We start from the raw sequence: 14,022 nt of genomic DNA on the forward strand, positions 1-14,022 counted from the left end.
CGAATCGTAGATTTGTAAGATCGTACTATAAAAATATATCATAATGGAAAAATTAACCATACAGGAAGAGGATGTTATGCGTCGCGTCTGGCGTACCGAGCCTTGCTTCGTGAAAGATGTGTTAGCCACTTTCGAGGAAGAGGAAAAACCGCCTTACACTACGTTGGCGTCGGTCATTAAGAACCTGGAACGCAAGAAGTACGTGAAGGCTCGTCGTTGTGGCAATACCTATCAATATTATTCTTTAATTGCAAAAAGCGAATACAAACGAACGTTCATGAGCGGTGTTGTGACAAATTATTTCGCCGATTCTTACAAAGAAATGGTTTCTTTCTTTGCCAAAGAGCAAAAGATCTCGTCTGACGATCTGAAAGAGATCATCCATATGATTGAAAAAGGAAAAGAATAACCCATCAATTCTTTCTGCCTATGAGTCCTGAATTTGCCTACTTTCTGAAGGTAAATGTTGCTTTTGCACTCTTTTATGCCTTCTACCGGCTTTTTTTCTATAAAGATACCTTCTTTAAACTGCGCCGTACCATCCTGTTAGCCTTCTTTGCTCTGGCATTGATTTATCCCCTGTTTAATATTCAGGATTGGCTAAAGGCACAGGAACCAATGGCAGAAGTCATCTTGATTTATTCCTCGATGATTACTCCGGCAGCGACGCCGGCATCGGGGGAGGTTGTTACTGCATTTGCCTGGAAAGACCTATTGCACATCGGTTTATGGTTTGCCTACGGAGCCCTGGCGTTGTTCTTTATTGTCCGTTTTACCACTCAGTTGATAAGCATTCTGTGGTTGGCTCACAAGAGCAAAAAAGAGCTGTTGCAGGGAACACCGGTTCATCGGCTTCGCAAACCGGCCGGGCCATTCTCTTTTTTCAAGCTGATATTTATTCATCCGGAAAGCCATACAGAACCGGAACTGGACGAAATTCTTACGCATGAAAAGACGCATGTCGGTCAATGGCATTCATTGGATGTTATATTTAGCGAACTGGTAGCAATCGTTTGTTGGTTTAATCCTTTTGTATGGCTATTGAAAAGAGAGGTGCGCCATAACCTGGAATATTTAGCCGACAACCGGGTACTGGAGTCGGGCTATGACAGCCGCAGCTATCAATACCACCTATTAGGGTTGGCTCATCATAGCCATAGTGCCCATCTGTATAACAGCTTCAATGTATTGCACTTGAAGAACCGTATCGGTATGATGAATAAAAAGCGAAGCAAAGGCATAAACCGAACGAAATACCTGACTTTTATCCCTCTATTGGGAGCGTTAATGGTATTAAGCAATATAGAGGCCTTGGCTCGGATCGCCCAGGATGTAGGACACGCCTTGCCTCCTTCCGCTCCTTTAGTGGTCGAAGAAGCGACAGCCGAAGAACAGATAAATGAACAAATATTCGCCGTGGTAGAGCAAATGCCTCAGTTTCCACAAGGCGACGCGGCATTGGTTACTTTCATCAACAACAATTTACATTACCCCAAAGATGCAGTAGAGAAAGAGGTAGACGGTAGGGTCATGGTCTCTTTTATTGTTGGCAGTGATGGAATGGTGCGCAATCCGGAAGTAGTTTCAGGGATTTTCCCCTCTTTGGATGCTGAGGCTATTCGTGTTGTCAGCGAAATGCCCAAATGGGAACCGGGCAGGCAACGAGGAAAGGCTGTCAACGTAAAATATACCATACCGATTCAGTTCCGTCTCGCGGAAAAAGAGAGAGGAGAAGCTGTATTTACCGTAGTGGAAAAGATGCCCCACTATCCGGCGGGCGATGCAGCACTTCTGAAGTTTATAGGCAATAGCATTAAATATCCTATTATCGCACAGGAGAATGGGATTCAGGGACGTGTTGTCGTCTCATTCGTTGTAGAGAAAGATGGCTCGATCGTAGACGCAGAGGTCGTTCGCGGGCAAGATCCTTCTTTAGATAGAGAGGCTTTGCGTGTGGTCACTTCGATGCCCAAATGGGTACCGGGCGAACAAAGAGGCAAACCTGTTCGGGTAAAATATACTATGCCTATACAATTCAGGCTTCAATAGAAAAAAATAAACATATGAAAAAGTTACTTTTACTATTCTGCTGCTTCACTCTCACCGGAGCGGCCCAGGAGATCTCGTTGCAAGAATTAGTAGGTCAGCGCAAATATAAGGAGGTGTTGGCGCATGCGGAGACGTTGTCGGAAGCCGATTCCACCTATACCAACCTGTATGCGATCGGACAGGCTTATGAAGGACTGTTGCGTTATCCACAGGCCTATCAGCATTATATGCTATGTCTGAAAATGGACAGCACCAATGTGGATATATTGAATACCTTAGGTCGTATGGCGGTTAATATGGGGCGAGCTAAAGATGCCGAACATTACTTCAGTACGGTATTGCAAACCGACAGCACCAATTTCTATGCTAACTACCAGATTGCCCGCCTGCATCAACAGTTGGGGAACTACGAAACGGCTGTGGAATGGTATGAAAAATTACGTGTAGAAGACGAGGATAATCCGGTATTGCTGCGAAATATAGGCGATTGTTTTACCCGGATGGAGATTCCTATGTCTGCTGTCTTCTATTATTTCTTAGCGTACAGTGCAAACCGCGAAAACGTTTCGTTGGCCAGCAGCCTTATCAACACGATGCTGCGGTTGGGCGGCGATTATATAGAAGAGGCAATAGCGATCTGTGATACGGCTGTCTACTATAATCCGGACAACCGGCTGCTCCAGCAAAACCGGGGGATGGCGCTCTTCTTAGGAAAGCTTTATGCCGAGGCCGACACCACCTATTCCAATCTGATGGCCGCAGGCGATTCCACCTATCTCACGATAAAATATGCCGGTGCTTCGCGCTATTACGCCGGGCAGTTCATGAATTCCATAGAACCTTTGGAATATGCCTATGAAATGGATTCGACCTCGGTAGAGGTTTGCCTGTTGTTAGGCTCGGCTTTAGGGAAAACATACGACCGGAAAAGAGCCTATGAACTCCTTGATAAAGCAGAACAAAACATGAAGCCCAATCCTGTTTTCACCCGTCAGTTATTGCGTTTCCGGGCGGAAACCTACCGCAAAGACGGCAAGTACGATATGGCCGACAAACTCTATTACAAGGCGTGGCAGGAAGATCCTCAGAATACGGATCTGTTGAGTTTCATTTCCGGGGTGAATGTATCCCGTATTGAGAATTATAGTGATGAGACTGCCCGGCAAAAGGGCTTGTTCATTCGACTACTCTATGTAAAGGAGGCACTGAAAATAAAAAGAAGATACGAGCCCTCTTTCTTCCATTACCACCGTTATTTCTTTGAATCACTCTACAACGATATGTTTTTCCGTTCCGTATCGGAAGAGCCGATGCTGTCACCTGATGGGAAAAAGAGCGTGTTGCACCTGATCGATCTGCGGCAACTGATCAACGAACTACCCGAAGTACCCGAGAAAGAGAAAGAGACAATGGACAAAAACTTCGAACGTTTCCAGGAAGCACGAAAGGAACAGGAAAAAATCCTAAAGAAAAACTCAACCGGGAAATAAAGGCTAAAGTAAATCGTTGAGCAAACACTGTTTTGCTTAACGAACGGAGTGTGAAAATTGACCATAAGTGAATTTATATTGCGTCACTTTCCCGAATTTTGAGATAAAAAAGTATCTTTGGAGGAGAGAACATGATCTATAAGGCATGAGAAAAGAGGACTCCGACAAAATATTACATGCTTGGGAACAACTAAGGAAAAGTGATCGTGATGCGCTGGCTCTTTTTTTTAGATTAACATCCGATCTGCTCTATCGGTACGGAATGAAGTTGTGCGTCGATGAAGAACTGGTCAAGGATTGCATGCAGGATTTATATGTTAAGCTGTTCCAGACTGCAGAGTCTCTCCCTGCTTTGGAAAACCCGCTTTTCTACCTGTTCAAAGGTTTGAAAAACAGACTACTTAATGCTATTGAACAAAAAGAAAAAATCACCTATTATTCCCCACAAGAGATACAGTTCCAGGCAGATTTTTATTACGAAGCCGAGGGGGAAAATGACTCGATAGACGATGAGATGAGAGAAAAATTTGAAAAATTATACCGATGCCTCTCGGATCGTCAGAAAGAAGCTATCTATCTTCGATTTCAAATGGACATGACCTACGAAGAGATATCCCAGCTATTAGGAATCAATTACCAATCTGCCCGAAATTTAGTGTATCGTACGTTGGAAAAAATCCGTACCGAATTTGCCTCCTTCTATATCTACCTGTTTTTCTAAAATTACTATAAGAACAATCGATTTTATTACTTTTTTCTGCAAATAGGTAAAAAAAACACTTTTTGTGAGTACAAAAAGGTCTTGTTGATTGTGTTATTATAAAAACAATCAACATAATGGCCTCAAAAACACCTTCAGATATTGAAAACAAAATAAAAAAACTGCTGGAAGATGAGCTCTTGATCCATTGGATACTATCTCCTACGGCAGAATCCGACAAGTATTGGAATGATAAAATTCACGAAGAACCTGAACTGGAAGCAATCCTTGAAGAGATAAAGATATTGGTAAACAGAACCAAAGTACGTGAGAAGGAATTTTCTGCACAACATCAAAACAACTTATGGAGAAAGATTGAACAAGCTACAGAACCGCAGAAGAAATCCAAAAAGCTATTTCTACCCGTCTTGCTGCGCTATGCCGCCGTGGTATGCTTACTCCTGGGAATTGGCTTTTACTGGCAGATGAAAGAACAGAAAGGAGAAGAAACAGACTATCAGTCTATCCTTTCAAAAGTAATGGATGAAGAAGAGTTGTCCGAAAAAATATTGATCGTATTGGGCGAAAATGACAAAATTGAAGTAGAAGAAAAAGATGTAGAGGTGGCTCATGATACGGAAGGGAATATAAGCATTCGTTCTGAAAACGAAAAAATAGAGAAAAAACAGACAGCAGAAACGCAATTGAATCGCTTGTATGTCCCTTATGGGAAAAAAATGACACTAACGTTTAACGATGGCACAAAAGCCTGGATAAACTCAGGAACCCGTGTGGTATATCCTTCTGTCTTTGCTGAAAACAGCCGTGAAATATTTGTGGATGGAGAGATTTATCTGGAGGTTACCCCCGACAAGAAAAAGCCATTCTTAGTGAAAACCGACCAGTTAGAAATAAATGTCTTGGGAACCTCATTTAATATATCGGCGTATAAAAATGATATGGCCTATTCTGTCGTATTGGTTTCCGGTGCTGTCGATGTAAAAAAAGTAGGGGAAAAGCAACATACACTTATCCAGCCTGATCAAAAATATACCTATGAGAAAACAACAGGAGATACGTATTTGCAACAGGTAGACGTGCATGATTATATCTGTTGGAAAGAGGGTATTCTTCGTTTAAAGAAAGAACAACTCAGCAACATATTCAAGCGGTTGGAGCGCTATTACAATATTCCTTTAGCTTACAATTCACAGATAGCCGATCAGATAACAATAAGTGGAAAGCTGGATCTGAAAGAAAGTATCCAGGAGACTTTCCGGATCTTGTCGACCACTACCCCCATCGAGTACAAGATAAATGAAAATGAAATAGAAATTAATGTTAAACCCTAAAAAAACAAAGTATGGAAACATGAACAAGAAAAAACTACAAAACCGGGAAGTAGTACCAGTACTCCCCGGTTAGCCAGATTAAAAAAACAATTACATTTTCTTAACCTATAAACATATACAAATGTATGAAAATAAATCGAATACACCGTTATTCTTTTCTTGAATTACGGAAAGCATGGCGCATTATGAGGCTTACACTTTTTTTACTCTTAGTCACTACATCCATCTCTTTTGCTACAGGTTTATATGCTCAAAACACACAGATAAATCTCAAAGCGGGAGTTAAAACACTACAAGAGTTATTCTCGGAAATTGAGGATAACAGTGAGTTTATCTTTATCTATAAAGATAATACGATCAATCTATCGAAAACGGTAGAAATCTCGGAAGACACCTATTCTATCACAGAAATCCTGGAACGAACGCTAAAAAACACTTCCACTCAATATAAGATCATAGATCGCCAGGTAATCTTTTATCAAACCAATCCCCTCCCTATCACCCCTCAGGACAAAAGAACAGAAATAAGAGGGCGTGTGACCGACGCTAAAACAGGTGAAATAATAATCGGTGCTTCTGTCGTTTTAAAAGGAACCACTATCGGTAGTACAACAGATGTCGATGGGAACTATTCTTTCGAATATCCCGGAGGCAGGCAAACGGTCGTGGCCTCTTATTTGGGATATACCCCCAAGGAGGTAACGATTTCTTCTCCACAAATTCTTGATTTTAAGCTGGATGAAGATGCTTTTGAATTGGAAGAAGCCGTAGTTGTCGGATATGGTTCACAAAGGAAAGTGAGTGTAATCGGGGCTATTACCACCATTGATGTAGATCGATTGAAAGTTCCTACCGGAAAGATCAGTAATAGTCTGGCCGGCCGCCTGGCAGGGGTTATCGCAGTACAACGGAGTGGAGAGCCCGGGCAAAGTTCCAATTTCTGGGTTAGAGGGATCAGTACCTTCGGTGAGAACAAGAACCCGTTGATTCTGGTGGATGGCGTTGAACGAAGCTTAGACTTGTTAGACCCGGAAGACATTGAGTCTTTTTCGATACTGAAAGACGCTACGGCAACAGCCGTTTACGGGGTGCGTGGTGCCAATGGAGTTATCGTTGTCAATACACGACGTGGGAAAGAAGGAAAACCGGATGTAAATGTGAAAATACAAAGTGGTATACTGGCTCCGACCAAGCTGCCTAAATTAGCCAATTCAGCCACCTGGGCTAATATGTATAATATAGCGCGGACATCTCATGGCTATGCTCCTTTATACACAGAAACCGAAATAGAAAAATACCGAAACCAGTCGGATCCTTATCTATATCCTTCGATTGACTGGGTAGATGAATTAATGAAGGATTACACCACCAGCCAGCGTGTAAACCTGAATGTAACGGGCGGTGGTCCCATTGCACGTTATTATGTGTCGGGGGCATTCTATAATGAAAATGGTTTATTCATCAAAGATCCTTCGCATGAATGGGACTCTGAAATCAATTATAAACGATTCAATTTTGTTTCCAATGTCGACGTTAATTTACACCGCACTACGGTCTTAAAGCTGAATATCAACGGCGTATTGGAAATGAAACATCAACCGTATGAAAGCATCAGCACTATTTTTAACCAGGCGGTGAGTGTTTCGCCCAATGTGGTGCCGTTGTATTACCCCGACTTAGATGAATTTGGGAATCGTCGTTATTCGGAAGCGACCGGCGGAAATATTCCAAACCCATACAATACGCTCACACAAAGAGGGTATAACGACAACTGGTGGACGAAAATCAATGCTATAATGGCTTTGGAACAAGACTTCTCGGAGCTGATTACGCCCGGATTGAAAGCAACCGTAAAGTTTTCTTACGACTCAAACAGCTGGAATCAGATTCTGCGCGAAGGATCACCACACACCTGGTATGCAAAAAATCGCGATGAAAGCGGAAATTTAATCTATGAAGAGAATTCACTGGGCTCTAATACGCTTGGATATACTTCATACGCAAACGGTGAACGTGCGTTGTATCTGGAAGGAAATATAACATATAACCAAACATTTGGCGAGAAACATAATGTGGGCGGATTATTGCTGTATAATCAAAGGGAATACCAAATTGCCGCATCCTCTTCCATTGGGGCATTGCCATACCGGAATCAAGGATTAGCAGGACGTCTGACCTATTCGTATGACGATCGCTATTTTATTGAAGGGAACTTTGGATATAACGGATCGGAAAACTTTGCCCGTGGCCATCGTTTCGGCTTCTTCCCGGCAGGAGCTATCGGCTGGGTTGTTTCTAATGAAAAGTTTTTACAGGGAAAATATGAGGCATTGGATATTCTAAAACTAAAAGTCTCTTTAGGACAATCGGGGAATGATAAGATTGGTGGAGGTCGTCGTTTCGTCTATCTTCCTACTATCAATAGTGCTAATGGTACTAACTGGGGAACATCCAATACTTGGGTTGGCGGGATCACCGTAGGCGAATATGCCAATAATAATGTTTCCTGGGAAACCTCTACCAAGTTAAATATCGGACTGGAGAGTCAATGGTTTAACGGATTACGTTTCCAAATAGACTACTTCCAGGAGAAACGTGATGGCATTTTTGTACAACGCAAATCCATTCCTGACTACGTAGGGGTTACTACTATGCCTTGGTCGAATGTAGGTAAAATGAAAAACCGGGGAGTTGATGCCACGTTAGAATTTGACAAGCAACTGGGAGATGTTTTCCTTTCTGCACGAGGCACATTTACTTTTGCCCGTAACAAACAAATCAGCGATGACCAACCCGATTATATAGATAAATACAGAAACCGGAACGGACAACGATATAACCAGCAATATGGCTTGGTAGCCTTGGGATTGTTTGAGTCTGAAGAGGAAATAGAAAACAGTCCGACGCAATATGGTGTCTCTTACCTAAAACCCGGTGACATCAAATACAAGGATATAAACGGAGACGGTGTTGTCGATACAAGCGACGAGGTGCCTATCGGGTATTCCAATGTGCCGGAAATAGTGTATGGAATCGGTGTTAGTGCCAGTTATAAAGGTTTCGACCTCTCTCTATTCTTCCAGGGAATTGCCAATACGACCTTCTTCTTGGGAGGTGCTTATTTCCCGTTCAATTATCCTAACATTGGACAAACCTCTTTCCTGGCTGACCTGGAAGGTAAATACTTCGATCCGGCAAAACAGAATTTTGATGCCGAATTACCTTTGTTGTATAGCGACGGATGGCACGGAAGTAATTACGTGAACTCCACTTGGTGGCAGCGTAGTGGCGCTTTTCTGCGTCTGAAAAATGCGGAAATAGGCTATTCTTTACCTAAGCCTATTGCAAACAAGCTTTTATTAAAATCTGTTCGCTTCTTCCTGACCGGCGAGAATCTACTCACTTTTGCCCCCGACGTAAAATTATGGGATCCGGAAACCGGCTCTCAGGATGGTCGTGGCTATCCCCTGATGAAAACAGTCAATCTGGGTTTAAGTATTAATTTCTAATAAAGACAATCTATGAAATCGAAAATAGTAATCATCATAAGTTTCTGCTTTACGCTGTTTTCCTGTGATAGCTATCTGGACAAACAACCGGATGATATGCAGACATTGGAAGGTGTTTTTGAAAAACGCTCTTCTACTGAACAATATTTGGCTAATGTTTTGAATTATTTGCCTCATCAATGGGACAACGTATGTACATTGAATGGAAGTTCCTATGGTTGGCCATTCACCCCCGCCAGCGACGAAGCAGAGTGGGGAGCTGTTCGAGTATATGCACAAATGCAAAACGGAACACATTCCGCTGCCTCCCCAGCCATGAATTTCTGGAGCCCTTTATATCGGGGAATACGTGAAAGCAATATCTTTTTACAAAATGTAGGAAGATGTACAGAGTTAAAGAACAATGAGTTGGAGTTATGGACAGCAGAAGCCCGTTATGCCAATATCATGTGCCACTATTGGTTGGCTATATTATATGGTCCTATCGTACTGGTAAAAGACGAAGTGGTCGATGTGAACGAAACCATTTATCGTGAACGCGATACTTGGGAAGAGTGTGTCACCTGGATTACGGAAAGCCTAAAAGAGGTAGCCGAGAAGTTGCCTGCGCGCCAGGAAGATATTTATGTAGGCAAACCGACTAAAACAGCGGCATTAGCCTATCGGTCACGTTTATTATTGTATTCGGCAAGTGAACTGATGAACGGAAATTCTTTTTTCAGTTCCACTACGAAAGAAGATGGAACCCCATTGTTCCCGAAACAGGTAGACACCAATAAATGGAGAATCGCAGCGAATGCGGCAAAAGAGATTATCGATATGTGTGAATCCGGCATATTGCCTTACGGATTGTATACCAGTGATTCCGAAGAACAAAACAAAAAAGGGATAACCTACAAGAAAGTATTTACCGAAAACTGGAATAAAGAGCTCTTAGATGCCAAAGATATGGGCGATGATGTCTACCATATGGATCTGACTCCGGCTCCTAACGGAGAGCGTTTCAAAGGGCATGCCACAGCCTGTGTAACTCAGCAACAAGTAGATGCGTATGCTATGAATAATGGGAAATATCCAATTACCGGATATACTTCAGCCGGAAGACCACTTATCGATGAGAGTTCAGGATATTCGGAAGAGGGCTTTTCAACCTTCACCGTGCCGACATTCGATAGCAGTAATAGTGGATATACCGGAGAAGCTTTTAATATGTATAAAGGCAGAGAACCCCGTTTTTACGCCAGCGTCGGATATAACGAAGGTGTATGGCCCAACACCTCTACCGACAAACCTATCTACCTGAACAAATATGGCACAGAAGGCCCATCCAGTTCCGATTATAACCGTACAGGCTATTTGGTGACAAAATTCACACATCCGGCTTCTACCATCAATCCATATGCTTTGCAATGGCGCCGTTGCTGGCCAAATTTCCGTTATGCTGAAATATTGTTGAACTATGTGGAAGCAAAAATAGAACTGGGTGAAACACGCGACGCGCTGCCTTACTGGAATATGGTGCGCAAAAGAGCCGGAGTTCCTGATATTGATGTGGTCTATCCAAGTGTCGCTTCCGACAAAGAACTTGCCACCTTCCTTATCAGACGGGAGCGTCAGGTTGAATTTGCTTTCGAAAACGTACGTTGGTTTGATGCTAATCGCTGGAAGATATCAACAAAAACAAATCATGGAAAGGCGTATGGTATGAACATAAATATCTCTTCCCTGAATAGTATGCGGGATGAGTATTATGTCCGCACGGCATTTGAAACCCGCGTATTCAAAGAAGCGCAGTATCTGCAGCCTATACCTCAATCCTCTATTGTAAAGAATCCGAAATTAGTACAAAACCCCGGTTGGTAATCATCAAAATTTGAATACAATTATGAAGACAAAATATTTGTTATTATTACTGTCGTTGGCCATCGGAATATCTTGCGATGATGGCATAGACACACAGGAATTGGAAAACACTCCTGCAAAGATTTATCTGGCAACGAGTGGCTATGAAACCTATTCTATTCTCGACTTTGGAGAAACATCGAAAGAATTTGAATTGTATGTAAATAAAAGTGGTTTTGCGGATCGGGAAGCCAATGTCAACTTCGCCTATGACGCCTCTGCTGTCGATGATTATATAAGCTCCAATCCGGAAGATCTTACTATTCTTCCCGCTTCTCTGGGAAAATTCGAACAGGAGAGTGTTTTTATGGCCGGCGAACAGACCTTGTCGAAAACAAAATTAGCCATAGATATTGCGGGCGTTCGCAACCTGATTGCCGAAAATCCATCGGCCAAGTTTGTGTATCCTGTCCGTATTTCAACTCCTGAGAAAGAGAATGTAACAATCAACGATCAAAAGGATTATTTGCTCATGGGCATAGAGTTGATCACTCCGTATGCTATTCTGAAAAACAAAGGAGCAATTGTCGAAACCTTTGTCGATGTGCATCGGAATCCGAATCTGACAGAAATCTCTATCCCGCTCGAAATTAATCTTCCGTTCGAAAATGATGGGTACACTTTTGATTTCACCTATAGTACGGATTCGGAGTTGCTGGATGCATACAATTATAAATATGGAACCAATTACGAACTATTGCCCGGTTTCACTATGCCGCAACTCAAAATGGCTGCAGATGAAAACCAGTGTGTTGGAAATATTAAAGTAGATGTATCTGCTATGCCTCCATCCATAGGAGGGAAAGCCTATTTGCTGCCGGTTCAAATAACCAGCAGTGGAAATGAAAGTATTCCGGTGGAAGAGAATTCCATCTGCTATTTCAAAGTAAAAATGGTAGCCAAATGGAGCGGAGCATGGAGTAACACCATCCATTCGGGAGAATCAGGTCTTTCCACTTCAGCCGGAACCACCTATGAAACATTCCTGTATTCCAGAGCAGATGCCTTGGATCTAATTACGGAAAGTACGCTGGTGGCCGCATTGCAAAGAATAACCGACGAAGAGGCGATTGTCTGCCCGGGTTGGGCCGGAACCATGTTTGAACAATGTTCTCCTATCATCAAAGTGACAGACAAAGATGCCGGAAACGGGAAAAAAGTGGTTGAAATTTTAGCCGGTTGGGCCAGAGAAGGTGCCGGTTGGGAGGCTGAAACAATGGGCAACAACAAAAGCACCTACGATCCGGTTAAAAATGAAATCTACTTAGACTATACGGGAAAATTTGGGTGGGGAGATTACCATATCCAACGAACATTCAGCAATCAAAAAACGTTAGAATAACAACAAATCCATAATTATCAACAGAAGACCCGGCCTTTTTGTGCCGGGTCTTTTTGTTTTCCCCCGCCTGAATTCTATCGTCGATGCGCATGGACAGTACTGTCGAAGCGCATGGACAGTACTGTCGAAGGGCATGGACAGTACTGTCGAAGCCCATCGACGATAGAAAACTCCCGGGATCAATAGGTTACCATCAAAACAAACGAGCCAACATTTGTTCCAACGCACGGGTCATGTCGCGGCCTTCACAACTGTAGTTATTGACAAAGAGGGCTACGGCATATTGCTTGCCGTCTTTCTGGATATAGCCTGCATAGCTTTTGACACGACTCATGCTGCCGCTTTTCAGGCGGGCTTTGTTTTCCAGCGAGGTGCCGCGTAGGAAGTTAGCGACAGTGCCCTCACGCCCGGCCAGCGGCAGGGTGCGTACGTAGGCATCCGACACCGCGGAGCGGGCAGCCATATAGATGAGCAAGTCGGTCATAAAGGTGGCAGACAGTTTGTCGAAAGGCGAGAGTCCGCTACCGTCGTGCATCCACAGCCCCTGGGTGGGTATTCCTTTTTCCCGTAGAAATTCATTGGTTTTATAAATGCCTTTTCCAAAAGAGGAACGGGGTTCGTGGGAGCTGTCCAACAACCCTACCGCTTTCAGGCAGGCATCGGCGTAGAGGTTGTGGCTCCGGAGGTTGGTGATCCCTATTATTTCCCGCAAAACAGGGGAGTAGGTAGTGGTGATTATCGTTCGTTTTTGCCCATTCCATCGACCGGATGGGACCAATAACCGACAGGAAGAGGCCGGTTCATCGATCGCGATACCTTCTCCCGCGAGGCGATCAGTAAGAAGCTGTGCCAGGAAATGAGGAGGATCGGGTATATCTCCTTTCAATACATAACGCGCCCGGTTGGCCGGAAGCACTCCTCGCAACAGACGCTCCCGGGAAAAGGGCGCGCCCTGTATATAGGCGCTATCGGTCGATACGGCGGCCACAGTCAGTTCGTTCCGGTAGTTTAACCCCACCGCCGGCTCTTCAGATAAAACAACAGCAGGACTCCCTACGTTTCCCGTAGAAAGGGTGAGATAATAAAGGTTATCGAACACATTCAATCCATAACTGCCTGCTCCGTAATAGTTGCCCATATCCTCCCAAAGCCATTGGGGCGAAACGCCTTCCAGGTCAAATACCCGTTCATCGGCCACCACCGCGCCACGCACCTCTTTTATCCCTGCCTGGCGGATAGCCTCTACCCAGGGAGAGAGGAACGCCAACTGATCGGCCGTAAACCGGGTGCGGTCGCCGGAGAAATGGGTTGATCCCAACGTAGGGTCGCCGCTTCCTTCGATATAAAGGTTTCCGTTCAACACACCGTTTTGCACCTCACCGTCGTAAGAGATCGTTGTCGGAAAGCGATACTCCTCCCCCAACAATTCCATAGCAACGGCCGTCGTCACCAGCTTCAAGACAGAAGCAGGCACCATCTCCCGGTCTTCATCGTATTGATATAACACTTGCCCCGTCTCCACCTCTACCGCTTTGAAGGAGAAAGAGGCTCCCTGCATATAATCCGCTTGCAGGAGCTGGCGGATCGGCAAGGGGATTTGAGCCATCAGGGTTGAAAATGAAAGGATCAGGAAGGAGATTGTAATAATTTTCTTTCGCATAGGTGTTTCTTTTCCACT

Annotated in this window: 9 protein-coding genes; 8 read left to right on the forward strand and 1 reads right to left on the reverse strand. The window is 43.8% G+C overall.

The window, feature by feature from the left end; all coding sequences use genetic code 11:
• Positions 1-43 precede the first annotated feature (43 nt).
• From M2137_RS01650 to M2137_RS01685, 8 genes are all read left to right on the forward strand, one after another.
• The gene (locus tag M2137_RS01650) at positions 44-409 is read left to right on the forward strand and encodes a BlaI/MecI/CopY family transcriptional regulator (RefSeq protein WP_280751947.1); all 366 of its coding nucleotides are present in this window, start codon (positions 44-46) and stop codon (positions 407-409) included.
• Between the two features lie 20 nt (positions 410-429).
• Positions 430-2,049, forward strand: a complete 1,620-nt coding sequence (locus M2137_RS01655) for a M56 family metallopeptidase (protein ID WP_280764717.1) — start codon at positions 430-432, stop codon at positions 2,047-2,049.
• A gap of 14 nt (positions 2,050-2,063) precedes the next feature.
• Complete coding sequence (locus M2137_RS01660) at positions 2,064-3,539, forward strand: tetratricopeptide repeat protein (protein WP_280764718.1); 1,476 nt, start codon at positions 2,064-2,066, stop codon at positions 3,537-3,539.
• Between the two features lie 145 nt (positions 3,540-3,684).
• On the forward strand, positions 3,685-4,260 hold the full coding sequence (locus tag M2137_RS01665) for a sigma-70 family RNA polymerase sigma factor (protein WP_280764719.1): 576 nt from the start codon (positions 3,685-3,687) through the stop codon (positions 4,258-4,260).
• Positions 4,261-4,376: 116 nt separating this feature from the next.
• Positions 4,377-5,591 carry a FecR family protein gene (locus tag M2137_RS01670; protein WP_280764720.1) on the forward strand — a complete coding sequence of 405 codons (1,215 nt, stop codon included), beginning with the start codon at positions 4,377-4,379 and terminating at the stop codon, positions 5,589-5,591.
• A gap of 185 nt (positions 5,592-5,776) precedes the next feature.
• Entirely contained in the window at positions 5,777-9,100 is a 3,324-nt protein-coding gene (locus M2137_RS01675; RefSeq protein WP_280764721.1) for a TonB-dependent receptor, read from the forward strand.
• Positions 9,101-9,112: 12 nt separating this feature from the next.
• Positions 9,113-10,963, forward strand: coding sequence for a RagB/SusD family nutrient uptake outer membrane protein (locus M2137_RS01680; protein ID WP_280764722.1), 1,851 nt, complete (start codon positions 9,113-9,115; stop codon positions 10,961-10,963).
• Positions 10,964-10,985: 22 nt separating this feature from the next.
• The gene (locus M2137_RS01685; protein WP_280764723.1) at positions 10,986-12,344 is read left to right on the forward strand and encodes a DUF1735 domain-containing protein; all 1,359 of its coding nucleotides are present in this window, start codon (positions 10,986-10,988) and stop codon (positions 12,342-12,344) included.
• A 193-nt stretch (positions 12,345-12,537) separates the two neighbouring features.
• Here M2137_RS01685 and dacB read toward each other — a convergent pair whose 3' ends face one another.
• Positions 12,538-14,004, reverse strand: a complete 1,467-nt coding sequence (gene dacB, locus M2137_RS01690; protein WP_280764724.1) for a D-alanyl-D-alanine carboxypeptidase/D-alanyl-D-alanine-endopeptidase — start codon at positions 14,002-14,004, stop codon at positions 12,538-12,540.
• Positions 14,005-14,022: the final 18 nt, after the last annotated feature.

The sequence above is a fragment of the Parabacteroides sp. PFB2-10 genome (genome assembly GCF_029893085.1).
Taxonomy (GTDB): domain Bacteria; phylum Bacteroidota; class Bacteroidia; order Bacteroidales; family Tannerellaceae; genus QVMG01.

Bases quoted from the DNA above. Each gene is read 5' to 3' on its own strand.
- M2137_RS01650 (WP_280751947.1), top strand. From the start codon at position 44: ATGGAAAAATTAACCATACAGGAAGAGGATGTTATGCGTCGCGTCTGG.
- M2137_RS01655 (WP_280764717.1), top strand. From the start codon at position 430: ATGAGTCCTGAATTTGCCTACTTTCTGAAGGTAAATGTTGCTTTTGCA.
- M2137_RS01660 (WP_280764718.1), top strand. From the start codon at position 2,064: ATGAAAAAGTTACTTTTACTATTCTGCTGCTTCACTCTCACCGGAGCG.
- M2137_RS01665 (WP_280764719.1), top strand. From the start codon at position 3,685: ATGAGAAAAGAGGACTCCGACAAAATATTACATGCTTGGGAACAACTA.
- M2137_RS01670 (WP_280764720.1), top strand. From the start codon at position 4,377: ATGGCCTCAAAAACACCTTCAGATATTGAAAACAAAATAAAAAAACTG.
- M2137_RS01675 (WP_280764721.1), top strand. From the start codon at position 5,777: ATGAGGCTTACACTTTTTTTACTCTTAGTCACTACATCCATCTCTTTT.
- M2137_RS01680 (WP_280764722.1), top strand. From the start codon at position 9,113: ATGAAATCGAAAATAGTAATCATCATAAGTTTCTGCTTTACGCTGTTT.
- M2137_RS01685 (WP_280764723.1), top strand. From the start codon at position 10,986: ATGAAGACAAAATATTTGTTATTATTACTGTCGTTGGCCATCGGAATA.
- dacB (WP_280764724.1), bottom strand. From the start codon at position 14,004: ATGCGAAAGAAAATTATTACAATCTCCTTCCTGATCCTTTCATTTTCA.